Annotated in this window: 23 protein-coding genes; 19 read left to right on the plus strand and 4 right to left on the minus strand. The window is 41.6% G+C overall.

Annotation, left to right across the window (positions count from 1 at the left end; genetic code table 11):
- Positions 1–74: 74 nt before the first annotated feature.
- Together WA352_RS15205 and WA352_RS15210 are read right to left on the minus strand one after the other, a co-directional pair.
- Positions 75–3,185, minus strand: a complete 3,111-nt coding sequence (locus WA352_RS15205; protein WP_033134051.1) for an efflux RND transporter permease subunit — start codon at positions 3,183–3,185, stop codon at positions 75–77.
- Complete coding sequence (locus WA352_RS15210) at positions 3,185–4,330, minus strand: efflux RND transporter periplasmic adaptor subunit (RefSeq protein WP_033134070.1); 1,146 nt, start codon at positions 4,328–4,330, stop codon at positions 3,185–3,187. Before WA352_RS15210 ends, WA352_RS15205 begins: the two co-directional genes overlap by 1 nt.
- Positions 4,331–4,473: 143 nt before the next feature.
- Here WA352_RS15210 and adeR point away from each other — a divergent pair, with 143 nt between their 5' ends.
- Positions 4,474–5,202, plus strand: a complete 729-nt coding sequence (gene adeR / locus WA352_RS15215; RefSeq protein WP_033134050.1) for an efflux system response regulator transcription factor AdeR — start codon at positions 4,474–4,476, stop codon at positions 5,200–5,202.
- Between the two features lie 29 nt (positions 5,203–5,231).
- On the opposite strand, the gene WA352_RS15220 is transcribed toward adeR, so the two are convergent.
- Positions 5,232–5,498, minus strand: a complete 267-nt coding sequence (locus tag WA352_RS15220; RefSeq protein ID WP_033134049.1) for a transporter suffix domain-containing protein — start codon at positions 5,496–5,498, stop codon at positions 5,232–5,234.
- Positions 5,499–5,644: 146 nt separating this feature from the next.
- Here WA352_RS15220 and adeS point away from each other — a divergent pair, with 146 nt between their 5' ends.
- The 16 genes from adeS to WA352_RS15300 all read left to right on the plus strand — a co-directional run bounded on the left by adeS (position 5,645) and on the right by WA352_RS15300 (position 23,013).
- The gene (gene adeS, locus WA352_RS15225) at positions 5,645–6,715 is read left to right on the plus strand and encodes a two-component sensor histidine kinase AdeS (RefSeq protein ID WP_033134048.1); all 1,071 of its coding nucleotides are present in this window, start codon (positions 5,645–5,647) and stop codon (positions 6,713–6,715) included.
- Positions 6,716–6,951: 236 nt separating this feature from the next.
- Entirely contained in the window at positions 6,952–8,307 is a 1,356-nt protein-coding gene (locus tag WA352_RS15230) for an LLM class flavin-dependent oxidoreductase (protein ID WP_033134047.1), read from the plus strand.
- Between the two features lie 89 nt (positions 8,308–8,396).
- Complete coding sequence (locus WA352_RS15235; RefSeq protein ID WP_033134046.1) at positions 8,397–9,446, plus strand: NADP(H)-dependent aldo-keto reductase; 1,050 nt, start codon at positions 8,397–8,399, stop codon at positions 9,444–9,446.
- Positions 9,447–9,878: 432 nt separating this feature from the next.
- Complete coding sequence (locus WA352_RS15240; protein WP_050511477.1) at positions 9,879–11,402, plus strand: hypothetical protein; 1,524 nt, start codon at positions 9,879–9,881, stop codon at positions 11,400–11,402.
- Between the two features lie 24 nt (positions 11,403–11,426).
- Positions 11,427–12,494, plus strand: coding sequence for an ABC transporter substrate-binding protein (locus WA352_RS15245; protein WP_033134045.1), 1,068 nt, complete (start codon positions 11,427–11,429; stop codon positions 12,492–12,494).
- A gap of 77 nt (positions 12,495–12,571) precedes the next feature.
- Complete coding sequence (locus WA352_RS15250) at positions 12,572–13,825, plus strand: MFS transporter (RefSeq protein WP_033134044.1); 1,254 nt, start codon at positions 12,572–12,574, stop codon at positions 13,823–13,825.
- Between the two features lies 1 nt (position 13,826).
- On the plus strand, positions 13,827–14,666 hold the full coding sequence (locus WA352_RS15255) for an ABC transporter permease (RefSeq protein WP_033134043.1): 840 nt from the start codon (positions 13,827–13,829) through the stop codon (positions 14,664–14,666).
- A gap of 13 nt (positions 14,667–14,679) precedes the next feature.
- Complete coding sequence (locus tag WA352_RS15260) at positions 14,680–15,468, plus strand: ABC transporter permease (protein ID WP_336143091.1); 789 nt, start codon at positions 14,680–14,682, stop codon at positions 15,466–15,468.
- Between the two features lie 12 nt (positions 15,469–15,480).
- Positions 15,481–16,566, plus strand: coding sequence for an ABC transporter substrate-binding protein (locus tag WA352_RS15265; protein WP_033134041.1), 1,086 nt, complete (start codon positions 15,481–15,483; stop codon positions 16,564–16,566).
- Entirely contained in the window at positions 16,563–17,393 is an 831-nt protein-coding gene (locus tag WA352_RS15270) for an ABC transporter ATP-binding protein (protein WP_033134040.1), read from the plus strand. Before WA352_RS15265 ends, WA352_RS15270 begins: the two co-directional genes overlap by 4 nt.
- A gap of 41 nt (positions 17,394–17,434) precedes the next feature.
- Positions 17,435–18,292, plus strand: a complete 858-nt coding sequence (locus WA352_RS15275) for an ABC transporter permease (protein WP_005204470.1) — start codon at positions 17,435–17,437, stop codon at positions 18,290–18,292.
- Between the two features lie 16 nt (positions 18,293–18,308).
- Entirely contained in the window at positions 18,309–19,331 is a 1,023-nt protein-coding gene (locus WA352_RS15280) for an ABC transporter substrate-binding protein (RefSeq protein WP_033134039.1), read from the plus strand.
- A gap of 138 nt (positions 19,332–19,469) precedes the next feature.
- Positions 19,470–20,597: a sigma-54 interaction domain-containing protein gene (locus WA352_RS15285; protein WP_005187522.1), complete on the plus strand. Its 1,128-nt coding sequence runs from the start codon at positions 19,470–19,472 to the stop codon at positions 20,595–20,597.
- A gap of 197 nt (positions 20,598–20,794) precedes the next feature.
- Complete coding sequence (locus WA352_RS15290; protein WP_004654121.1) at positions 20,795–21,010, plus strand: TOBE domain-containing protein; 216 nt, start codon at positions 20,795–20,797, stop codon at positions 21,008–21,010.
- Between the two features lie 70 nt (positions 21,011–21,080).
- On the plus strand, positions 21,081–21,905 hold the full coding sequence (locus tag WA352_RS15295) for an ABC transporter ATP-binding protein (RefSeq protein WP_033134038.1): 825 nt from the start codon (positions 21,081–21,083) through the stop codon (positions 21,903–21,905).
- Between the two features lie 175 nt (positions 21,906–22,080).
- Positions 22,081–23,013 (plus strand): TauD/TfdA dioxygenase family protein, encoded by a 933-nt coding sequence (locus WA352_RS15300; protein ID WP_336143096.1) that lies wholly within the window; start codon positions 22,081–22,083, stop codon positions 23,011–23,013.
- A gap of 29 nt (positions 23,014–23,042) precedes the next feature.
- Here WA352_RS15300 and WA352_RS15305 read toward each other — a convergent pair whose 3' ends face one another.
- Entirely contained in the window at positions 23,043–23,660 is a 618-nt protein-coding gene (locus WA352_RS15305) for a TetR/AcrR family transcriptional regulator (RefSeq protein WP_004806319.1), read from the minus strand.
- Positions 23,661–24,147: 487 nt separating this feature from the next.
- Between WA352_RS15305 and WA352_RS15310 the strand changes: the two genes are divergently transcribed.
- Both WA352_RS15310 and WA352_RS15315 read left to right on the plus strand, forming a co-directional pair.
- Positions 24,148–25,107: a metal-dependent hydrolase gene (locus WA352_RS15310; RefSeq protein ID WP_005187540.1), complete on the plus strand. Its 960-nt coding sequence runs from the start codon at positions 24,148–24,150 to the stop codon at positions 25,105–25,107.
- Positions 25,108–25,311: 204 nt separating this feature from the next.
- Positions 25,312–26,286 carry a metal-dependent hydrolase gene (locus WA352_RS15315; protein WP_004806323.1) on the plus strand — a complete coding sequence of 325 codons (975 nt, stop codon included), beginning with the start codon at positions 25,312–25,314 and terminating at the stop codon, positions 26,284–26,286.
- Position 26,287 lies beyond the last annotated feature (1 nt).

The following is a 26,287-nucleotide window of genomic DNA, read 5'->3' on the forward strand; positions in this document are numbered from 1 at the left end:
TCTCCAAATAAGATGAGGATAAATACTGAGGAGGAGTCAGAGGAAACCCATTGATTCCCTCTGCTCTATGTCATTTAAGATGGATTTTTTTGTTTCGATGAAAACAGCTTTTCAACTGCACCCAGAATGAAAATAAAGAACACTGGGACAAAGAAAATTGCCAGAATCGTCGCTGAAATCATGCCGCCAAATACACCTGTACCTAAGGCATGCTGTGTTTCTGAACTTGCCCCTGAGGCGATGACCAATGGAATGACACCACAAGTAAAGGCTAAGGAGGTCATCAGAATCGGGCGTAAACGAAGTTTGGCTGCGGCAACGGTGGCCTCGACTAAACTCATGCCTTCTTCTTTCAGCATCTTGGCAAATTCAACAATCAAAATCGCGTTCTTTGCAGATAAACCAATAATGGTAATCAGACCAATTTTAAAGAACACATCATTCATTAAGCCACGAGACATAATCGCAACCACAGCGCCAAAAATACCCAATGGGACCACCAGCATCACTGAAAGCGGAATTGCCCAACTTTCATAAAGTGCAGCGAGTACGAGGAATACCACTAGCATAGAAAGGGCCAGCAGGAATGCCATCTGAGATTCAGATTGTTTTTCCTGCAAGGAAATACCTGTCCATTCATAACCAATGCCTTTTGGCAATTTGGCAATCAGGTGCTCCATTTCACGCATAGCATCGCCTGATGAGGTATCAAAATTCGGGATACCTGCAATACTTAACGATGGGCGACCGTTATAGCGGTTATATTGCTGGGGTGCTTTATTCCATTGCGGTGTCACCACTTCAGACAGAGAAACCAACTGCCCATTTGAACCCATCACTTTCAGATTCAAAATATCTTTGAGTTGCATACGTGATTTGGCATCGACCTGAACGATCACTTGTTGCATACGTCCCTGATTTGGGAAATCGTTGATATACATCGAACCCATTGAAGTTGAAATAATGTCGGAAACATCAGAGAACTTCACACCCAGAACATTCAATTTTGCACGGTCAATTTTTAAAGAAATATTGTCGCCTTGCGGTAAGCCTTCATTCCAGACCATATAGAACTTTTTGTTCTTGGCAGCCATTTCCATGAGCTGGTCTTGTGCAGCTAAAAGTACAGGCATGCCCAAGTTGGCACGGTCTTGCAAGCGTAAGCTAAAGCCTGAAAAAGTCCCAAGTTCATCAATGGCAGGAGGTAGTACCGCCATTGTTGCACCTTCTTTACTATGTGCCATCGTGGCATTAACCGCATTGGTCATTTCAGTTGCTGTCGAAGTACGGTCTTTAAAGTCGGTTAATGTGGTAAAAGCCACAGCCACGTTTTGACCTGCACCACTAAAGCCCCAACCCATGATGGTCGTGTTACTTTTAACATTTGGATTGTCTTTTAGACTGCTTTCAAATTCATTGACCACACCTCGCGTTCTTTCAGCAGTGGCGTCCGATGGCAATTGGAACGACGTCAGGAACCAGCCTTGGTCTTCTTCTGGCATAAATGCTGTAGGCCAATACTTCATACCTGCAAAGGTAAGGCCTGTAATCACTACAAAGATCACCATCATTGGAATAGTATGTTTAATCACTTTAAGCAGGATCAATTCATACTTTTTAGTGACTTTGTCGAAGCTGCGATCAAACCATGCAAAAAAGCCTTTCTTCTGATGATGGCCATCAATTGGTTTAAGAATCGTGGCACACAATGCAGGCGTTAAGATTAATGCCAATAATGCTGAGAACAGAATTGAGACTGACATGGTTAAGGTAAATTGTTGATAAATAATACCGACCGAACCACTGGCAAAGGCCATCGGTAGGAACACCGCTGCCAAGACTAAGGTAATCCCAATAATCGGACTGGTAATTTCCTTCATAGCCTTGGAAGTTGCTTCTTTTGGAGGAAGCCCTTCAGTCGCCATAATTCGTTCAACGTTTTCGACCACCACAATCGCATCATCGACGATGATACCAATCGCAAGTACCATACCAAACATGGTCAGTACGTTAATCGAGAAACCTGCTAGTAGCATCACCGCAAATGTACCGAGTAGCGCAATCGGTGCAACAATCGCTGGAATTAAGGTATAACGAACATTATGCAAGAATAAATACATGACAATGAAAACCAGTACCATGGCTTCAAGTAAGGTATGAATCACTTTTTCAATCGAAATTTTGACAAAAGGTGCGGTGTCATAAGGAATACTGAAGTGCATGCCTTCAGGTAAGTTGAGTTTTAATTCCTCAATTTTTGCTCTTACACCTTCCGCTGTTTTGACAGCATTTGCACCAGGACTGAGCTGAATCGCAGCAGCCGTTGCAGGTTTGCCATCTTCTAAAATCGCAAAGTTATAGGCCTGTGAACCCATTTCAACTTCAGCCACATCAGAAAGTTTAATCACGCTGCCGCTGGTTTTACTTTTTAGGCTGATATTTTTAAATTGTTCAACATCGCCTAATTGACCTTGTGCCGATAGTGGGACAGTAATCAATTGACCCTTTGCTGCAGGGAGATCACCTAATCGTCCTGGTGCGATCTCGACGTTATTTTCACGGATAGCATTATTAACGTCACTAATTGATAAACCATAAGACACCAGTTTATTGGGATCAACCCAAATACGCATGGCTTTTTCAGCACCGAAGGATTGAACTTTACCAACACCTTCAACACGTTTCAGTTCTTCGACCACGTTACGGACCAAATAATCACTCAGATCAACTTCGGAATACTGTCCATTGGGTGAGTTGATTCCGACCAACATCAAGAATCCCGATGACGATGCCTCAACCTGCAAGCCTTGTTGACGAACTACTTGCGGTAAACGTGCTTCAATGGCTTTGATTTTGTTTTGTACATCAACCTGTGCCATATCCACATCTGTACCCGGTTTAAAGGTCGCAGAAATCTCTGCAGTACCTGAGGTATCAGTAGTTGAGCTATAGTACAGTAGATTTTTCACCCCTGACATTTCACGCTCAATCAAGGTAACTACACTGTCATTAATGGTCTTGGGTGTAGCACCTGGATAAGTCGCACTAATATTGACTTGTGGTGGTGCAACACTTGGAAAGCGGGCAATCGGCAATTTCGGAATACTGAGTACCCCAAATAAAATAATGAAAATCGCAATCACCCATGCGAAGACAGGGCGGCGAATGAAGAATTGTGACATCATCATTGAGCTCCTTGTGTTGCAGGTACTTTCCACATGCTTATTTCAAGTTTTTGATTCGGCTGAATACGATCAACACCTTCTACAACGATTTTATCGCCTGTTTTAAGGCCTTTATTGGCGATGTAGAACTGATCATATTGTTGTCCCAGTTCAATCGGGCGAATATCTGCGGAACCTTTGGCATTGATCACATAGACTTGCGGGTCGCCATTGATATTGCGTTGAATTGCTTGAGCTGGGACAAGCAAAGCTTGAGGCACTGAAGCGCGGTCGATATTGACGCGGACATACATGCCTGGGAGGAGTTTTCGTTCAGGATTCTGAACTTCGATACGGATGGTGACATCACCTGTTTCAGGGTCAACATTAATGTCCTCAAATAGCATTTTGGCAGTGACGTTATACGCTTGACCATGGCTATTAGAAATACGTACAGTTTTTTCATTATTGGCAGACAACTCACCACTTTGTAGCGCAGCTTGCAAACGTTCGTATTCACTAATCGACTGTTTTACATCAACATAGACTTTATCGATCTGCTGTACCGTTGCCATAGTATTGGCATCACCTTGGCTGACCAATGCACCTTCAGTGACAAAAGACTGTCCGATCCGACCTGAAATTGGTGCGCGTACCGTGGCGTATTGCAAATTCAAGTTTTGACGCGTAAGCAGGGCCTTCATTTGCGCAACATCAGCCAAAGCTTGACGATATTCGGCTTGCGCATTACTGACTTCTTGTTTACTGATGGCATTGCTTGGCAGTAATTGTTCATAGCGTTCTAATTGAACTTTTAAACGGACCACTTCAGCTTCGGCCTTATTGAGAGAGGCTTGGTTACTATTCACATCAGCCTGAAAAGTTTCCGCGTTAATTTTATAAAGTGCTTGACCTGCTTTAACTTCACTGCCTTGTTTAAATAGCACTTTTTCAATAATGCCACCGACTTGTGGGCGAATTTCAGCAGTTCGGAAAGCCTGTACCCGTGCTGGCAAGTTTTCGCTAAAGTTCACCGATTGCGGCTGAATATTTAAAACGCTCACTTTGGCAGGGGGTGTTTCTGCTGGCTTTGCCTCCTCAGAACCACAGCCTTGTAGAACAAGTCCGATAGATAAAAATAATGGAAGTAATAGATGCTTTTGCATTCTGTCCAAACCTTGGGAGTTTTTGATGCTGGCATTATTTTCGAACTTTGTGTAACGATCATCGCTGAAGTGTGGAAAAAGTGTGGAGATCAACAGATAAATCATCGTATGATGAATCGATTGTTTTATTGATCTAAATCCTTATGTTTGAGCACTCTTTTTCTTTCGATTGCCATGACAAACTTATTCTTGTCGTAGAGGATGAGTATGATATTGGGGACATTATTGAGCACTATCTTAAGCGTGAAGGGATGCGCGTGATTCGGGCAATGAATGGTAAACAGGCGATTGAAATCCATGCCGCACAAACAATCGATCTGATTGTCTTGGATATTAAATTACCTGAACTGAATGGCTGGGAAGTATTAAGCAAAATTCGTCAAAAGGCGCAAACCCCTGTGATTATGCTCACCGCATTGGATCAGGAAATTGATAAAGTCATGGCATTACGGATCGGTGCCGATGATTTTGTCGTCAAACCATTCAATCCGAATGAGGTGGTGGCGCGTGTTCAAGCGGTGCTGCGACGCGCTCAGCAAAGCCAGCAGGTACCCAATAAAAATCCAAGTTATAAAAATATTGAAATTAATACCGATATTCATAGTGTCTATATTCATCAGCAGCATAAGAAGGTGATGCTGAATTTAACCCTGACTGAATATAAAATCTTGCTACAAATGATTGATCATCCTCATAAAGTATTTACCCGAAGTGAACTGCTGAATCATTGCCTACCAGATAGTGACGCTTTAGAGCGCACCGTTGATAGTCATGTCAGTAAGCTCAGGAAAAAACTGGAAGAACACGGTTTGCAACAGATGTTGATTAACGTGCGTGGGGTCGGTTATCGCCTCGATCATCCTGTGGAATGAGCGTGTTTTGAATGTTGATGGCTTTAATTCTAGTGATCAGATTTTCTCTTCTGTGACTTAAAGGATGTAAACAAGCGTTTAAATCCATTTTTGATTTTTGCCCAATATTCTTTACCCAATAAGGCAATCACGATTAACAGTAGAATTTCACCCCCAATCGCCATTGCTGTCATGATCAATGCTTTATGCGGGATGTCTAAGAATGGAACGATAGGAAAGGCAAGCCAGTAAGCGATGACTATGGCCAAAAGCACGAAGCCTATTTTCTTGCGTAGATTGAGTTTTGGTTTTTGCATTTTGGTCACATCAATAAAATTTTGATGCTGCTATTTTTGGAAAGGTTCGAGGAGCAATGATCTTGAATGTGTGGAAAAGTGTGTAAATCACTAAAAAAATCAGCGTATCATGTGAAAAATTTAGGTTAATTGATTGGACAAATCCAATGAAGAATAAGTCAGGTATTAGTAAACAGTTGTTTATCGCATTAAGTATCGTGAACTTAAGCGTGACGCTGTTTTCTATTTTGCTTGGCTATTTTATTTATAACTATGCCATTGATGTGGGCTGGATCACTTTAAGTTCCTTGCAGGAAGATTGGACCGAATTTCATTTTGTAGACTGGATTTGGCTATCTACAGTGATTTTTTGTGGGGGTGTCATTTCGATCATTATCGGGATGCATTTGGCCCAGCGGTTTATTAAGCCGATTAATTTCTTGGCAGATGCAGCAAAGAAAATCAGTCAGGGTGATCTTTCCGCACGGGCAGATGATAGTCAAATTCATTCCACTGAAATAGCTGAGTTGATGCAGAATTTTAATCATATGGCGCAGCAACTAGAAAGCTCGGTTGAAAATGCACAGGTCTGGAATGCCGCAATTGCACATGAATTGAGAACACCAATCACGATTTTGCAAGGCCGCTTACAAGGCGTTTTAGATGGGGTGTTTCAACCTGATGAAGCATTGTTTAAAAGCTTGCTCAATCAGGTGGAGGGATTATCACATTTGGTTGAAGACCTGCGGACACTCAGTTTGGTGGAAAATCAGCAGCTGAGATTAAATTATGAAAAGATTGATTTTAAATTGCATGCGGAGAAAGTTTTAAAACTGTTCGAAGATCGCTTGGCAAAAGCGCAACTTATTCCTGTATTGGAGGTCAGCGCCACATTTATAAATTGTGATCGTCGGCGTATCGAGCAGGTTCTGATTGCCTTGATTGAAAATGCAATTCGCTATGCCAATGCAGGCACATTAAAAATTTCCTCAAAGCAAGTCTCGGATGAATGGATCTTACAAATCGAGGATGAAGGACCAGGTATTGCGCAGGATTATCAACAGGATTTATTCAATCCTTTCTTTAGATTGGAACAGTCTAGAAATAAAGAATTTGGTGGGACTGGCTTAGGTTTAGCTGTTGTACATGCGATTGTCATTGCACATAAAGGTGCAATCGAATATAGCAACCCGAATCACAATAGTGTATTTACGATCCATCTGCCTGTTCACGTTTAATCTAAGTGATTTAGGTGATTGTTAGCGTTCGACTATGCTCATAAAGATCTGCTATGAATAAAAGAAGAGGTGTTGATTTAGCACCACCTCCTCAACAGAATCGTGCTGTTGCTGAAACATTGATAAAATTAATAATTTTTAATTGATTGATATTTATAAATAAAAAACATGGCATTCAATTTGTATTAACCACAGTGAAAGATAAATTGTGTTTAACAACAAATTTGGAGCAAAACATGAGTAGAAAAATTCGATTAGGTGCATTTATTCCAGCTACTGGACAACATGTCGCTGCATGGCGACATCCTGAATCGCAACCGACCAAAGCAGTGGATTTTGATTTTATTAAAGAGCAGGTACAACTTGCTGAAAAAGGCTTATTTGATGCCTATTTCTTGGCAGATGGTCTCGCCGTTAATTTCGGACAAGCTGAGAAAACAGGCTATAGCGATAAGGTAGCGGGCTTTGAACCTGTCACCTTGTTCGCAGCTTTATCAACGGTGACCAAACATATTGGTTTTATTGCAACTGCATCAACCACCTATGAAGAACCGTATTTATTGGCGCGTAAATTTGCTTCTTTGGACCATCTCAGCCATGGTCGAGCAGGATGGAATGTAGTGACCTCTGCTTCGGAAGCTGCCGCGGCTAACTTCGGTTATGAACAACAAATTCCACATGCAGAGCGTTATGAGCGCGCACAGGAATATGTTGATCTGATTAAAAAACTTTGGGACAGCTGGGAAGATGATGCCTTTATTCATGACAAGGCATCAGGTGTGTTTTATGACCCTGAGAAAGTGCATAACCCGAACCACAAAGGCAAATACTATGCGGTAAAAGGTGCTTTGAATGTGCCGCGTACACCACAAGGTTATCCTGTGATTGTACAAGCGGGGCAGTCAGGGCCGGGACGTGATCTAGCAGCTCGGTATGCCGAAGTTATTTTCACGGCCAATCAAAAGCTGGAAGATGCGCAAGAGTTTTATCGTGATGTAAAAAGTCGTTTGGCCAAATATGGGCGTTCAGCCGATGAGCTTTTAATTTTACCGGGCGTTTCTGCGTTTGTGGGTCGTACTGAAGAAGAAGCGCGTGCCAAATACCAACAGCTTACAGACCTGATTCACCCAGAAGCAGGGCTTGCCTTGTTGAGTGGGTTAAGTGGCGGCTTTGATTTTTCAGGCTATGATTTGGATGGTCCATTCCCAGAATTGGGTGAAGGCCAAGGCATGGTGAGTCGTCCTGCTCTAATTGCAGATATTGCCAAGAAAAACAATTTCAGTATCCGTCAGCTGTATGAATGGGTGGCGGGTGCACGAGGACATTGGCAATTGATTGGTACACCTGAGCAGATCGTCGATCAATTACAACAATGGTTTGAAAATGAAGCCGCGGATGGTTTTAATATTTTGCCACCAAGTACACCTGCTGGGTTAAATGATTTTGTTGAATTGATTGTGCCTGAGCTACAACGCCGTGGACTGTTCCGTACTGAATATGAAGGAACGACCTTACGTGAAAACCTAGGCTTGGCACGTCCAGAAAATCAATATGTCCTTGCCCGACAAGCTGAAAAAAACAAAGCCAGTTAAAATCATGTTAAAACTAAATCATGAATCAAAGTAACAAGAGTGACTTTTAAGCGTCACTCTTGTGTTATCACAATTGAATTGAGTGAAAAATGCAATATAGAAAATTAGGTCAAACTGATATTGATGTTAGTGTCATCGCCCTCGGCACCATGACTTGGGGCGAGCAGAATTCTGAATCCGAAGCGCATGAGCAGTTGGATTATGCAGTGGAGCGCGGCGTAAATCTGATTGATACGGCTGAAATGTATCCCGTACCACCGAAACCCGAGACACAAGGCTTAACTGAACAATATATTGGGACATGGTTAAAGCAGTCACAGAAACGAGACCAAGTATTGATTGCAACCAAAGTGGTAGGCCGTTCAGGGAAATTAACCCAAGCCTCGCATTTTCGTTCGGGTCAAACCAAGTTGGATCGAGCCAATATTGAAACTGCGCTACATGATAGCCTGAAACGTTTACAGACGGATTATGTTGATCTATATCAGCTTCATTGGCCTGATCGCAGTACCAATCATTTTGGTGAATTGGGCTATACGCATGTTGAAAATGAAGAAACGGTTCCAATTGTAGAAACCTTGACAGTTTTGTCCGATTTGATTCGAGCAGGCAAGATCCGACATATTGGCTTATCCAATGAAACACCCTGGGGCGTGAGTCAGTTTTTAAAGTATTCCGAAACATTGGACTTAGCGCGGGTTGTTTCCATCCAAAATCCATATAACTTATTGAACCGTAGTTTTGAAATTGGCAATGCCGAAATCGCCATACGAGAACAGGTCGGATTACTGGCTTACTCACCTTTGGCTTTTGGTGCTTTGACAGGAAAATACTTAGATGGTGCACAACCAGCAGGCGCACGTTTAACCTTATGGGAACGCTTTGCCCGTTATAAAGGGCAAGCCTCTGAAGATGCAATTCGTCGTTATGTAGCATTGGCCAAACAATATGATTTAGATCCTGCCCAATTGGCTTTAGCCTATGTAAATAGTCGCCGTTTTGTCACCAGTAATATTATTGGGGCGACCAATTTAACTCAGCTTAAAACCAATATTGAAAGTATTGACCTACAGTTAACTGATGAGGTCATTCAGGGAATTGAGCAAATCCATCAAGCCCATCCTAATCCCGCACCTTAAGGCATAGATAATCTCCTATAATTTAACTTTGGTTTTGTTCAGGACAGTTGAGTCAATCCAACTGTCTTTTTTTATTTTTAGAACAAAGCGACTGAGTCTCTATATCAAAAAATAAGAAATAGAAACCTTGAAATGTGCTGTTTTGGTATAAGCAGGGTGTTGGAAAATCAACAGTGCTTCAACAGAGAGAAGTGGATGTGTTTTTATAAATATCAATATAAAACAATTGCTTAATAATTGGCATGCTGCTTGCAAAGATCAAAGTATATAAATCAAAGATTGATTTTATGCAGGCTGAGGAGCACAGGATGAAGATGTTGCGTTGTTGTATGGAAAGTTAATTTCTCTCTCATTTTTTAATTCATTTAGTTCGAATCTTTTTCGGTGTGATTGCTTATTCAGTCACACATAGGATTTTTTTACTCAAATTTTATGGTTTTAGTTTTAGGGGTTTTATTGGTGAAAAAACATTATCTCTCTTTATCGATTGCTTTGAGCATTGCAACACTGTTGGGAAGCGGCACAGCTCAAGCAGCAGAAGATATTGATACAACATTAGCGCAATTACAGGCGCAATTGACTGCTCTACAGCAGCAGGTCAATGCATTAAAGCAAAAGAAGCAAGCTTCAACGGAGCTGAGTGAGACAGCGCAACTTACAGCCCAAGATGATGCATCGGCAGAGGCTCAGGAAGAAAATACGGAGCATAGTTTTGCGACTCAAAGTGAGCTGGCAGGTTTCCGAAGTGATTTAGAAAACTATAAATATGATCAATCACGCCAATATGAGCGGACTTCGGTGAAGTCGACACGAGATGCAACTTTATATGGAACTGTGCAAGTTCGGGCACAAACACAAAGTCGAGATACCTCTGCTGGGAACCCTGCACCAGTTACACCTCGTCGTAATACGTTTGATATCCCTACGGCTTTATTCGGGGTTAGAGGAAATTTATATCGAGATTATAAAGAAGGCAAAAACTTAGATTACCAATTGTCTTTTAGCTACGGCAAGCGTACGGGTACAGCAGGCAGTGCCAGCGATTTGAATTTGGCTGATGCTTTTTTACGCTATAACTTTACTTCAACCAATGGTGGTCCTGAAGTCCCACGTTTAAACGTGACGCTGGGGCAACAATTGATTCCCTTTGGCTTAGACCCACAATCTCCAGAGGATTTACGACCGACCATTAATGTTGCAACAGGATTGGCGCAATTGGGGCTATTCAATCGTCAGACAGGTCTGATAGTTCGTGGTGATGTAAAACCATTTGTTGATTATTCATCAAACTATCGTGCACCGTTATTTGAATATGCTTTGGGGGTGGTCAATGGCAATGGCACCAATAAAGTCGATGACAATGACAAGAAAGATTATATCGGACGAGTGGCTTTTACCTTACCCGTTGATTATGCCAGTTGGTTCCGTGAGTTGAAATTTGGTGCTTCCTATCTCAAAGGCAGTAAAAACGTTATCGCAGGCAGTAATGTTCTCGATGGTAACGGTCGCAATGATCGTCTGGGCTTCGATATCTACTATAACCATGCACCGTTTGGCGTGACTTATGAATATGTCAAAGGACTCAGTGATTATGCAACTGCGACAGGTTCAAGCTCAGAAGTAAAGTCTGAAGGGCATACCGCAACCCTGTTTTATACCTTTGGCGATCAATTTTATAACAGCGTGAAATCCGTTGCCAAGTTTGATGACTTCTGGCCGAAATCAATTCAGAGCTTCTATCGCTATGACAGCTATAACCCAAATAAAGGCGCAGATGTGATCGGCATTGCTGGGCATGGACTCGGCAAAGTCGATATTCATACCTTGGGGCTAAATTTCTTCTTCGCACAAACCACCAAATTCCAATTAGGGCTGAATCGCTGGAGCTATGACCACGAGACAGCTGCGCAGAAAAACTTCTCAGAAGTACAAGCGCAATTCCAATACACCTTTTAATTTTCCAATATGAGTAATGACACAATGAAATTTTTGACGAAACATTTATTTATTGGTGCAGCGGCAGGTTTGCTGGTTGCCACCAGTTTCTCAGCTTTTGCTGAAACCAATCCCACAGAAATCCGACTGGGGGTTCCCGGTGCAGGTGTAGGTGGAAAACCTAAAGTCGGAGGAAGTGCTTATGCAAGTGCCAATCTACGCGGCATTTTGGAAAAAGAATTTGCCAAAGATGGCATCAAGGTGAAATGGTCATTTTTTCCAGGTGCAGGACCCGCGCTAAATGAAGCTTTAGCCAATAAAAAGGTCGATTTTGGTATCGGGCATGGCGATCTACCTTCGATTGTCGGACGTTCAACGGGTTTGAAATCCAAACTTTTATTTGTGACGGGACGTTTTGGACCTGTGTATTTTGCAGTGCCATCAGATTCAGGTGCGAAAAGTCTGGCGGATTTAAAAGGCAAAACCATTTCTGTGTTTAAAGGCACCAATCAACAGCTAATCCTCGGTCGTTTATTACGGAAATATGGTTTCACTGAAAAAGATTTCCGTGTGATCAGTCAGGACTTTTATTCAGCTCAAACCTCGCTTTCCACGGGTGATATTGATGGTTTGATTACCAGTCCTTGGACATTAGAAGCACGTGGTGTGGCAAAGCGTATTTTAGAAGTACGTAAAGATCCAAATCTGAATGGCCCATTGGTGGCATGGGTGAGTGAGGATTTTGAGAAGAAATACCCACAAATTGTGCAGCGTGTGGTGACCACATTTATTAAAGATAACGTGTGGAGCTCCGATGAAAAGAATCGTGATACCCAATATAAACTCTGGGCGCAAAGTGGCGTGCCTTATCTAGACTATAAAAAAGACTGGGATGATTACTCGCTGAAAGATCGTAACTCACCATATTTTGATGATTATGCAGTCAATTCTTTAAAGAAATCGGTTCAGCAATCGATTGATTACAAACTGATTCGCCGTCCAGTGGATGTGGATTCTTGGATTGAACCGAAGTATCTGAACAGCGCAATTCAAGAGCTCAAACTAGAAAACTTCTGGCCAAAATTTGATGTAAATGGCAACCGTAAAAAGTAATTGTGATTTGGGTTAGACCAAGGGTGTGTATGCCTTTGGCTAGCCAGTTTATTTGTTCACCATTTTAGGAATGACCTATGCGTCAGGAATCGGTTGCTCAGGTCGAACTGGGTCAGGGGCACTTTGTATTGGGCTTTATTGGCTTAGCATTGTGCGCAGGCTTGGGGATTGGAATTGCGAAAATCGTCACTTCTTTATATGCGGTGCAGTTAGCTGCGAATGAGTTTGAAATGGGGTTGATTGCCGCGGTACAGAGTCTCGGTATTTTGCTGATCGGATTGCCAATTGGTCTCTTAGTACAACGCTATGGGCCTAAGACAATGTTTGTATTAGGAAGTTTTCTCGCAGCGCTGGTGTATGTCACGGTGCCATTTTATCCAGCTATTTGGTATCTGATTTTAGCTACTTTCTTGGTTGGGTTATGCATGCCGATGCGGTTTGTTTCACTCAATACAGTCTATATGCAGCATTTAAAAAGCATAGGTGCTGCTCGGGCGGGATGGTTTAGAGGCACACATATGATGGGGTTCTTTCTGGTTGGCCCTTTACTGGCAGTGAGCTTGGTAAGTGCGGTGGGATTCTCAGGTGCGTTTTGGTGGATTGCTGGACTTTTTCTTTTACCGATATTGTTTACACCCTTGGCCTTTGGCGTAAGCCCAACAGGAATTAGTCAGGCAGAGCGAGATGAGGCATTTAGCCTTGCTGTTATTGCCAAGCAATTGGTTTTATTAAAGCAAGATCAGGCTTTACGCCGCACCAGTTTGATTGAAATGGCGAGCAATGCGGTGATGGCGTACTACGGCTTTTTCATTATTGTTATTGCAATCAAGGATTTTGGCTTGAGTGAAACGATTGCTGCCAGTTTGGTAACGCTACAAGGAGCTGTGTTTGTCGTAGCCTTATTTACGACGGGAGCTTTGCTGACACGATGGGGAATAAAACGCTTTTATCAAACGGGTTTTGCTTTTGTTGCGGTGGCATCTGTGATGCTGGGCATACCTAAAATTTCCGTGCTGCTTTGGGTGGGTGCTGTGATTCTGGGCTTGGGTCTCGCGATGCTGCATATCGTCAATTTCACCATGTTTGCCAATGTGGGTGAACGCTTGGGAATGGCAAAGGTTTCAGGATTAACCGCGATGGCAGGACCCGCAGGTGCGTTATTGGGAAGTATTGTGGGAGGCTGGTTGGGTCACTATTGGGGCTTACAGTCGATGTTTCTTATTTCAGCGGTTTTATTTGGCGGGCTGATCGGTTTTTCTCAGCAACTTACACAAGTTTTTATAGCACCGCCGCTAGAGATTGAAATGTATTCGGAAATAGAGGGTCAATAAAATGAGTAGTATCGAAACTCAATTAGAAAATGAACACACTTGGCAGCGAATCAATTTAGCCCCTTATTTCAAGCAAATTGGCCTATGGGCAGTTCGTATTGTATTGGCTTTGGTTTTACCTGCGATTGCATTGGCGGTTTGGCATTATGCCTTTCAGAAGCAATGGTTACCTGAACAAATTTTGCCTAGCCCAGCCTTAGTTTGGCAAACCACGTTGGAGCTCATAGATACGCATGAGTTACAGGATAATTTATGGATCAGCTTAAAACGGGTTGCTTGGAGTGTCTTGGTCGGGGGGAGCGTCGGGTTGTTCTTAGGTTTCCTGATTGGATTATCACGTATCGCACACAAGTTTATTTATCCCACTTTTAATCTGATTGCGCAATTTCCAGTGATTGGCTGGATTCCATTACTGATGATTTTTTTAGGTATTGATGAAAGTCTAAAAATTGCAGCGATTTCACTGGCGGTATTTGTACCTGTGCTGGTTGCGACTTATCGAAGTGTCTTGAATGTACCTCCGCATTTATTAGAAGTCTCTCAGGTGTATCGCTTTAGTACATGGCAGCGATTTCGCCGTGTCATTTTGCCTTCTGCATTACCGAATATTGTTAGTGGCTTACGTCAGGGGATTATGCAAGCGTGGTTGTCTCTGGTTTTTGTCGAGCTGTTAGCCAGTAGTGAAGGAATTGGCTATCTGATCGTGTGGGGACGGCAACTGATCCAACCTGACATTATTTTTATGGCTGTCATTGTGATCGGGATTGTTGGTTTTGTTTTAGATCATATCTTGGGCTGGGTTGAACGCTGGTTTAGCCATTGGCAACGCAGTGCATTTTAAAGAGGGATTGAATATGTCTATTAGGTCTACATCAAAACCAAGATTTAATTTCAGTTATTTAAACGTTTACGGTTTGGTGCTGCCGATTGCTTTCATTATGTTGTGGGCGATCGCATCCAAGTTGAATTGGGTCAATCCTAAACTCATTCCAGCACCATTTGAGGTGGTGCAGATTGCAATTCATCAATTTCAGCAGCAAGAGTTTTGGACAGGTTTAGGCGCAAGTCTGTTCCGTGATCTGACGGGTTTTGTCTTGGGCAGTATTCTAGCCATTATTTTTGGCATTGTCGTAGGGGTCTCATGCTGGGCCAATTATTTATTTTTACCTAGTTTTAATGTATTACGGCAGATTTCTTTGTTTGCTTGGTTACCGTTAATCACCACCTTTTTAGATTATGGCAATAGCGCAAAAATCTTATTTATTGTGCTTTCCGTCTTTTATCCAGTGGCCTTACATACCATCGATGGGGTAAGACAAATTCCATTGCATCAATACGAAGTTGCCAAAGTCTATCAATTTAATGCTTGGCAGACCTTGAGCAAACTGATTTTACCTGCGGCAGCCAGTCAAATCTTTCTGGGATTACAACTCGGTTTGATTTTCGCTTGGGTGGCGACCATCGGGGCAGAGTTCCTGTTGGCTAACTATGGTGTTGGACTAGGCAATATTGTGATTCGTGGGCGGGCTGCTTTAGATGTCGGTCTGATTGTATTTGGTTTAATTGTGATTGGTTTTATCGGTGTGGCGTGGAATAGCTTAGCCAATATAGCTGAGCGTCGTATTCTGGTTTGGCGACGTTAGGAGAATAATAAAATGAAACAACAGAATTTTCGGCAGTTTTTCAAACGTCGCTTTAAATCGCTTGGGCAGCTCAGTGTATTCAGTTTAATGGCATTCAGTCTCATGGCATGTAGTAAACAATCTGACACTCCAGCCAATCAGGTACATGAACTCCGCTACCAATCTTTAACCAGTGTAGTGTCATTGCCTGAGCTGGCTGAAGACTTGGGTTATTTAGGTGACTTAAAGTTGAAATATGTGGGGAGCGTGCAAGGTGGTCCGCAGGACTTACAAGCATTAACCACGGGCGATGTAGATGTGGCAACTGCTTTTGATGGTGCAATCATTAAGCTTGCTGCGGCAGGGATTAAGATCAAAGCAGTGGTTGCCTCCTATGGCAGTGATGACAAAAGCTGGGTGGGCTATTACGTCCCGAATAATAGTCAGATTCATTCAGCGCGTGATTTGATCGGCAAAAAAGTGGCAGTAAACACTTTGGGTGCACATTATGAATTTGTTTTAAAAGACTATTTAGCTCGCCAAGGTTTAAGTAATGATGAAATCAATCAAGTTGAATTCGTAGTGTTGCCTCCCACCAATACCGAACAAGCTTTACGTGCTGGACAGGTAGATGCTGCAGCACTGGTTTCTATTTTCCAAGACAAGGCCTTGGAACGCGGTGGTCTAAGAAAACTGGTCTCAGATACGGATCTGTATGGCAGTTTTACCGCAGGCAGTTATGTTTTCACTGAAAAATTCATCCAGCAGCATCCAGAAGTGGTCAGGCAATTTGTCACAGGTGTTGCCAAAGCTGTGGAATGGACTAAGCAAACGCCTCGTGAACAAGTCTTAGCCCGCTTTAAAAGCATTATTGAAAAAAGAAAACGCAATGAAAGCGATGTATTGATGCAGTACTGGCGCAGCTATGGCGTAGTGAGCCAAGGTGGATTGTTAAACGCAGCGCAATATCAACGTTGGATTGACCTATTTGAGAAACGTGGTGAGTTTAAACCGAATCAGGTTAAGGCGGATGCTTTATTCACTAATCAGTTTAATCCCTATGCAAGTGAAAATAAAAATCTAGCTGACGGTCAGCACAGTAAGGAGCATAGCCAATGAGCACAAAATTAAAAATTGAAAATGTTTATAAGTCTTTTGCTGCCAAAAAAGTCAAAGGCGCAAAAGTCCAAGCAGAAGATTTTGTAGCGGTTGAAAATCTGTCTTTAGATGTCAAGGCGGGTGAGTTTGTTGCCATTGTTGGTCCGAGTGGATGCGGAAAATCAACATTGCTAGATCTTTTGGCTGGTTTAACCACACCAAGCTCAGGCCAAATCACTATTGATGGGCAAGCGATTAAAAAACCGGGGTTGGAGCGTGGCATTGTCTTTCAGCAATATGCACTGTTTCCGTGGTTAACGGCCCTAGAAAATATTGAGTTTGGCTTGGATGCAAAAGGTGTTGATAAACAACAGCGTTATCAAACGGCAAAGTATTTCCTAAATTTAGTGGGGCTGGCGGAGTTTGAACATCATTATCCCAATGAACTTTCAGGTGGCATGAAACAGCGGGTCGCAATTGCACGGAGTCTGGCCTATGACCCAGACATTCTATTGATGGATGAACCTTTTGCCGCACTCGATGCGCAGACCCGTGAAACCTTACAGGCTGAATTGGTCAAAATCTGGCAACAGACTCAGAAGACCATCATTTTTATCACCCATAGTATTGATGAAGCCATTTATTTAGGGCAGCGCATTGCCATTATGACCTCACGTCCGGGGCGAATCAAACAGGTGATTGAAGTTCCTGCTGAGCTACGAAGCGATCAGGAGGATGTACGTTCCAGCCCAGAATTCAGCCAATTGCGTCATCAGATTTGGAGCTTGTTACGTGAAGAAGTATTGAAGGCTCAAGAGCAGGAAAAACAGAAGCAGTTGGTTGCTTAAGCACAACGTATTTTAAAGATTAATAAGAAGCAGAGGTGATTATGTCGAGTACAAAAGAGACATTAACGTTTCCAAAAACAATTCAGTCCAGTTCCATTTCTTCTCCACCTAAGATCAGTTCTTTGGGGGATGGTTTTAATCTAAGCTGGCTTTCCACAAGTTTTAAACGATCAGCTGCGATTTTACTCTTTTTAGCCATCTGGGAAATCGTACCGCGGATTGGTTTGGTCGATTCCGCTTTCTTGCCAGCATTTTCCACCGTGTTGCTCAGTGGTTGGGGCTTGATCCAAAATGGACAACTCTTGACGCATTTGCAAGCCAGTTTAATCCGTTCTCTCAGTGGTTTTATTTTTGCGATCATTGTCGCGATTCCTTTGGGGCTGGCAATTGGTTGGTACACACGCTTTTCCGAGTTTCTGAGTCCTTTATTGGAAGTGTTCCGCAACACGGCTGCATTAGCTTTATTGCCTGTGTTTATTCTTTTTCTTGGGATTGGTGAAAGTTCGAAAATTGCATTGGTGACCTATGCCTGCACATGGCCAATTTTGCTGAACACGATTAGTGGTGTTCGAAATGTTGATCCATTGTTGATCAAGTCTGCACGAACCATGGGGCTGAGTTCGATTCAGTTATTCCGTAAAGTGATTTTACCCGCAGCGATTCCAACGATTTTTGTGGGGGTGCGTTTGGCAGGGTCTTTTTCAGTATTGATGCTGATTGCGGCTGAAATGGTTGGGGCAAAAGCAGGTCTGGGTTATCTGATTAATTATGCGCAATATAACTTCCAGATTCCTGAAATGTTCTTTGGCATCATAAGTATTACTACCATTGGCTTGCTGTTTAATTACAGTCTGCTTGCGATCGAAAAGCGTTTGACCGCTTGGAAAATCGAACGCTAGTCAGGAGTAGATTAACATGTTTAAGCAAGGCTGGGGAAAGCATCTATTTGATCTGAGTTGTATGGTGACAATGTCACTCATCTTGTTGGGATGTGCGAAACAAGAATCGAAACTGGACACATTGGATGGACCTGAATCTTTAGAATTTAAATATCTCGGTTCGCCAGGCATCGTTACTCCCTTAGAGCTGGCTGAAGATTTGGGTTATCTTGCGCCAATCAAATTAAGCTATCAGGGTGTTTCCACAGGCGGGCCACAAGGTATTCAATCTGCTTTGTCAGGTGATAGTGATATTAGTAGTCCAAGTTTTGCAGGTTCAGCGGTTAAAATGGTCGCCAGTGGCGTACCCGGCACTGTTGTGATTGCTGCCTATGGGACTTTCGATGATCCTTTTGCTGGCTATTATGTTCTTGAAAATAGTCCAATTCATTCAGCCAGAGATTTAATTGGTAAAAAGGTCGGCACCAATATTCTGGGTGCACAAGTGGAATATATGCTCAAGACTTACTTAAAAAAAGGAGGACTCAGCCCTGAGGAAATCAATCAGGTCACGCTTGTGGTCTTGCCACCTGGTTCTTCAGAGCAAGCACTAAGAAATGGTCATGTGGATTTAGCACCATTGACAGGCCCATCAATCGAACGGGGTGGTGTACGTCGTCTTTATCGTGATTATGACCTTGTTGGCGATCTGACAACTGGAACTTATGTCATGGCAAATCGCTATATAGCTGAACATCCGAATACCACACGTAAAGTGGTCACTGGCATTGCCAAAGCGATTGAGTGGTCTAGGCAACAACCGAGGGATCAGGTGATCGCACGCTTCGAGCAGATTTTGGAGAGGCGTAAACGCCCTGAAAATAATGCCATGTTAAAATATTGGACACAGTGGGGAATTCCAAGTACTGCTGGAAAATTTAAAAATAATGATTTTAAAATATGGGTGGATAATTTAATTGAAGAAGGTCAGTTAAAACAAAATCAGATTGATTATAAAAAGATATATAGCAATCAATATAATGAATATAGTCAAAATTAAATCATCTTTGTAGTTTAATTAACTGACGTTTATTTCTATTTTAATAAATGGAAATAACAAAGGTGAATTACTGATTTCTATTTAAGCAAATAGTCATGCAAGATAACTTCTCTTTTAGAACAATAGGGAAGTAAATGCATGTCATTCATTACTTATCCACAAAATCAGACTTTAACGCGTACTGAGCGTGCCACAGCAATGGTTTTTGAAGATCAAAAATCAAGAGATTTGCTGGATCGTATCGAACAGATTGCACCAAGCGAGGCCAGCGTCCTGATTATTGGCAATACTGGGACGGGGAAAGAACTGGTTGCCCGTCAGGTGCATATGATGAGCCAGCGTAGTCGTGGTCCTTTTGTGGCAGTAAATTGTGGTGCATTTACAGAATCATTGGCGGAAAGTGAACTTTTCGGACATGAAAAAGGTGCATTTACTGGTGCGATCAATAGCAAGGCGGGTTGGTTTGAAGCGGCGAATCATGGCACATTGTTTTTGGATGAAGTCGGTGATTTATCTCCTGCGATGCAGGTGAAATTGTTACGGGTCTTGCAAGAGCGTGAAATTGTTCGCGTCGGTTCACTCAAGCCAATTAAGCTGAATGTACGTGTCATTGCCGCAACCAATGTCCATCTCGATGAGGCAGTTCAAGCTGGTAAGTTTCGTGAAGATTTATTCTATCGTCTGAATGTGGCATTGCTGAAAGTGTCACCCTTGGCAGAACGTCCAGGGGACATTCTGCCGTTGGCTAATTTTTTTATTGCCCAATATTGCAAGCGTTTGGGTTATCCCATTGCGACACTGAGTCCAAGCGCAGTTCAGAAACTATTGACCTATGGCTATCCGGGTAATATTCGAGAACTGGAAAATGCCATTCATCATGCCTTACTGGTCTGCAAGAACCATCAAATTCAACCTACGGATTTTTGCTTTGCATCCTTATCCAGTAGCCTAAATTTACGACAAATTTCTGACTTGGAAAAAAGTACGCAAACCATTCCACGAACAGATTTATTGCCTAAACAAATGTTGCAGCATGCGCTTCTTAATTTATTTGAGTCCTCCCATGCCTTGAAAAATGAAAATCTTGATCGCTTGATTGAGGAAGCCACGATTCGTATTGCTTATGAATATTGCCATCGTAATCAGGTGCAAACAGCAAAGCTTTTAGGGATTAGTCGCAATATCGTGCGTGCACGATTGGTCAAATACGGCTTAGTGGGAAACGATAAAGTAGTCAATATTATGTTGGAAGAGTTATTAGGCTAGTTGTATTAAATAATCAGGTGACAGAAGTTCACCTTTTTATTGGTTGGAAATTACTTTGCTAAAAAAATAATAATCAATGATTGAAAATAAATATATTTTTTTAATCAAAAAGTATTCAAAAATAATAGTTCTAAATATTTATGATTTGCCTAATATGTGAGTACATAATTTAATAAACAGATGCAAAGTGGTGAAAGATGAGTATTCCTCAAATTAATGTGCGTAATCAATTTCGTGGTGTGGTTAAAGAAATTATTGAAGGAAGTGTAGTTTCTGAGGTGGATGTAGAAACACCTGCGGGAGTTTTTACTTCAGTGATTACGACACGATCAGTTAAAAATCTAAATTTAGAATTAGGTAGTGAAGTCATTGTTTTAATTAAGTCTACAGAAGTTGCTTTGGCAAAACTATAGAAAGTCATATCGAAAATATAGTAAGGATTGATCTTATTATATTTTTGATTTCTATTTTAGGGGGGCTAAAATGACATCATTAAATGTTGGTTCAGTAAAAATTAATCATCTCAATAAATCGTATGGACAGTATCAAGAGCATGCCTTAACTGTATTGGATGATATTTCTTTGGAGATTAAATCGGGGGAATTTGTCAGCATCGTTGGCAGTAGTGGCTGTGGAAAATCAACTTTATTACGGTTACTCGTCGGCTTGGATGATCAATTTGAAGGTAAGATTCTAGTCGATGGACAACCGATTCAAGGTACCAGTCTAGAGCGAGGTATTGTCTTTCAAGATCATCGATTATTTCCTTGGCTGAATGTACAAGATAACATTCGGGTTGCATTGTTAAATCGTAAATTAACGGTTGCGGAACAGAATCAGTTGATTGATGAGCATATTGAGTTGGTTGGTTTGACTAAGTTTAAAGATGCTTATCCAGCACAGCTTTCAGGGGGCATGAGTCAACGTGTTGCGATTGCGAGAAGCCTGATTAATCGACCTAAAATATTGTTGCTAGACGAACCCTTTGGCGCACTAGATGCACTAACACGCGCCAATCTACAAAAGGAATTACAACGGATTTGGCAAGCCGAAAAAATTACCATGATTATCGTAACGCATGATGTGGAAGAGGCAGTTTTCCTCGGTGATCGTGTTGTGGTGATGCAACCGAATCCAGGTCGAATCAAGCGGATTGTTCCTGTTCATTTGCCACACCCACGTGTTCGTGAAGATGTCCGACTTGCTGCAATTAGAAATGATATTTTGACTGATTTTAGTCATGCAGTCGAAGATTATTTAATTATCCCTGTTGTTAACGATTTTAATCAGTTTCAGTTTGCTTGGTAATCCCAGGTAAGCTGAATTTTATAATCATAAAAATAAATAAATTAATATAAAAATATTGGTTCTTATATTTCACGGTTTGCATATATTTAACTGAATCACTATTTTTTGTGATTGGGGAATCATGAATAAAGCTCGATGCTTTGAAAAATATAATGAATGATCTATAGGAAAGAAAATGACCGTACTCACACAGCTTTCAGCCGCGATCGAAAATGCACCGCGTTGGCATGAATACAAGAAACATAGTTTAGATACCGTACAAATCACACCAATCGAAGGCGCATTGGGAGCGATTGTAACTGGTTTAGATGCCAGCAAACCACAAAGCGGGGAAGTGATTCTCAAGCTGAAAAAGGCATTACATGAACATTTAATTCTGGTTATCAAGGCGCAAGACTTGCAAGACAATGACTTACTTGCTTTTGCCAGTTACTTTGGCGGAATTTTCCGTCCACCAACAGATGTACCTGTATTGGCAACGCGCAACGATACCAATGCACCACCTGATATCGTGCCGGTATCCAATGCGGTTGGAGAAGGCGATTATACCGGTCATGGCGAACTCACCCCGCATAGTGACCATCACTGGACACCGCAGCCTTCTAGTGGATCCTTGCTTTACGCAATTGAACTTCCAAAAGATGGAGGCGCGACCAGTTGGGATAATACTGTTCAGGCCTATGAAGACCTAGATCAGGAAACCAAAGATGAGATCGAAGGGCTGCAACTGATTACGTATAATCCATTTTTACGCTTAAAGGATAAAAGCCCAATTCCAAAATATCGCTTTTCTGATCAACCGATATTAGGCGCTGCATTCCCGCATCCATTAGTTCGTACCCATTCTGAAAGTGGTCGTCGTGGTATCTATCTGGATGCGCAAACCGAAGTGGAAGTCGTAGGCTATGACGATCAAAAGGGTGCTGCATTGATCGACCGCTTAAGAGCCCATATTGTGCAACCTCAATATCGTTATGAACATCAGTGGGAAATTGGGGATATTGTCTATTGGGATAACCAACTGACCTTACATTCGCGCACAGCCTTTCCAGCCGAGCAACGTCGTTTATTGAAACGTGTTAGTTTGGCGGGTGCAAGACCATTCTAAAGTTAAACTGAGCCAGCGAAAGCTGGCTTTTAATTTCCTGCTTTTGCCAATTCTGCTTCGATATAACTAATAATCATGGTACTTAAACCTTTGACCATTTCATCAAAGCTAATTTGTGGATTGGGTAAGATCAAATGACGAGCGACATTGAAAATACTACTATTAATACTGATATAAGCTGTCACGCTAAGATTATTGACCTTTAGGTAACGAGGGTGGCGAATCATATACTTCATCAAGACTTCCATCAGTGCCATCTCAATTTGACCGATATATTTTTCATATTTGAGTTCTGTCGCATAGCGTAGGCAGATCAGATAGCGGTCATCATCGCGTGTCAGCAGATCACGGAAGGTATAGAAGATCATTTCAAATAAAGGTTCGAGTTCCTGCTCAATCATGATCGGTGTGAGTTCTTTCACCATATCCAAGACTTCTTTGACAAAAGTTCTGGCCATCGCATCATAAATTTCTTCTTTGTTCTTAAAATATTCGTACAACGAGCCAACGCTGACACCTGCAATATCAGCAATATGCCGCGTGGTGGTGCCGCTGGTACCATTGGTTGCTACTGCAATAAAGCCTGCTTCAATAATGGTATCTACTGTGACTTTAGAACGTGACTGACGTGGTTTACGAGTTGCCATAAAATCTTATTATTAAAATCCGAACATAACTTCAGATTAACATGCGGTTGAAAGCAGGGGAAGTCAGAGTAAATTAATCCGAACAAATAAAATTACATACATTTTAATATTTATATTTTATCTGTAATAAAATCTGTCTTCTTAAAGACAGATACGGATTTACATCAATAATCTTTGTTTTTAATTTTAATTATCTATTTGATATTCAATATAAAAGTTAAAATTAAGTTTTACTTATTTCTATTTTAAAAAATGAACAACGAACAACTTTTATGAAAAATCTACCTGTTAAAACGTCGAAAATTACCCGAATTGAATCCGAACATAAGATCGGTTTAAAGTAATTTCATATTAGGATCAGGTTCAAAAAAATCTCCCGAATATTTTTTCAGACTTCTCAAATGAGGAGAAGGATGAAAAGAGATGAACCCGATGCAACGCATGTCAAAGGGCAAATGACGCTCAAGTGAAGTAGGTAGGTGTAGCCATGATTAGCAGCACATTAAAGAAAGGTTTAAGTTTATTTAAATCTAACCCAATAACTGAGCAAATTGATTTTGCGAGTAAAAAAAGTATTCCAATTCGTCACTTGGCCATCGGATTTGAAGGGAAACAAGTTGATCTCTCATTCTATATGAATAATCAATTCGCTACGATTTTCTTCGCGACCCTGTCAGTATTTTTAACTTATGGCGAAGACTTGGTGATTGAAACAGCACGTCACCACCGTGATCAATTGAAAGACCCGATCTTAAGACAGCGTGTGACTTCATTAATTGGTCAGGAAGCAATTCACTCCAAACTACATAATGAGTTTAATGATGCAATTGTTGAACTGGATTATCCAGTAAGACTCTATCGTTTCTTGGGTGAACAATTTTTTGATCACATTTTCTTGAAATTCCCTCAACCTTTGAAGCTGTCATTAATGGCTGGGATTGAGCATTTTACTGCTGTACTGGCAGAGTACATGATGGCGCATGAGCAGAATTTCTATTTCTCTGATGATGCGAAAACACGTGCATTATGGATGTGGCATATGCTTGAAGAATCAGAGCATAAAGATGTTGCCTATGATGTCTATCAAACACTGAATGGAAACTATGCCTTACGTATTTCAGGCTTCTTCTTGGCTTATTTCACTATTCTTGGATTGATCCCGTTTTCGGCAACCATGGTACCTATTTTACGTAAGCCACAAGAAATGTTGACTTCGAAATTCTGGAAAGATGCACGACGTGGTGTCAAGCTCATCTTTAGTCCGAAAGATGGTGTTTTTGGAAGTACGCAAGGCCGTATTTTTGATTATTTACGGACTGACTTCCATCCAAATGATCATGATGCAACAGCTTATTTTGAATATTACGAAAAGAAACTTTTATCCGAGGGTGGTGCATTGCATCCATTCTTTGTGAAGGAATTTACACCAAAGGTACAAGCTGCTTAATGCTGAATTAAGTATGCACAGTATGCATGCCATTGCGCGCTGAATTGGCAAAAAAGCTCAGCGTGCGATGAGCAGTTTGGTTCTTGTTGCCTATATTGTCGTCATGCACTATGCAACCAAGCAATCTTATCCAGTCGCTGTATGTAGAGATATACAAATTGGCTAAGCCTTTTAAGTTGTAATGCAGTTTTAGGGGATCAAGATATGGTCGCTCAAGTTCTTCGAAATGTCTTCTCAGACAAACTCAGTACCAAATATCAGGGCATTATTCAAAATCTTGCGAATAAGTCACCGATTCCAATTCGCCATTTTGATTTCAAATTCAACCCAGCAGAATTGGATGAAAGATTCTTTTTAAATAAAGAGCTTGCAACCTCTTATTTTCATGCTTTATCCATCTTTCTCACTTTTGGTGAAGATGTAGTAATTGATACTGCACGTCATCATCGTGACTTTATTGAAGATCCGATTTTAAAACAACGACTCACATCTCTGATTGGACAAGAAGCGATTCATTCAAAAATCCACAATCAGTTTAATGATGAAGTCTTGAAAGAAAATGGTTATCCAGTTGAGTTGCTGCGTGCTATTGCAGGGAAAGTTTTCGAATATGGCATCTATAAACTTCCACAATCGTTACAGCTTTCATTGATGGCAGGCATTGAACATTATACCGCTGTACTTGCCGAATTCATGATGCAGCACGAAGAATACCTGTTGGGTTCTCAAGATGAAAGACAGCGTGCCATGTGGATGTGGCACATGTTGGAAGAGTCTGAGCATAAAGATATTGCGTACGATGTCTTTCTTGAGCTATCCGGTAATTATTGGCTCAGAATTACAGGTTTCTTGTTGGCAAGCTTAACCATCCTAGGTGGTGTGTCATTGGGTGGTTATCTAATGCCGTTTGTCCGTAAGCCAAGTAACCTGATTAATCCTCGTTATATGAAAGATATTGTGGAAAGCACAGCTTTACTGTTCGGTAGCGAGCGTGGCGTATTTGGAAGTAGCTTTATGCACATTCTTGAATATTTACGTCCAAGTTTTCATCCCAATGACCATGATACCACCGCGTATATGGCGTATTACAAAGAACGTTTATTAAACCCTGAAACTGGTTTATTAAGCCCTTATTTCCTTAAAGAGTTTGTACCACCTGTACGTGCAGCGACTGCATAAC

Source organism: Acinetobacter sp. 102 (assembly GCF_037028485.1).
Taxonomy (GTDB): Bacteria; Pseudomonadota; Gammaproteobacteria; order Pseudomonadales; family Moraxellaceae; genus Acinetobacter; species Acinetobacter higginsii.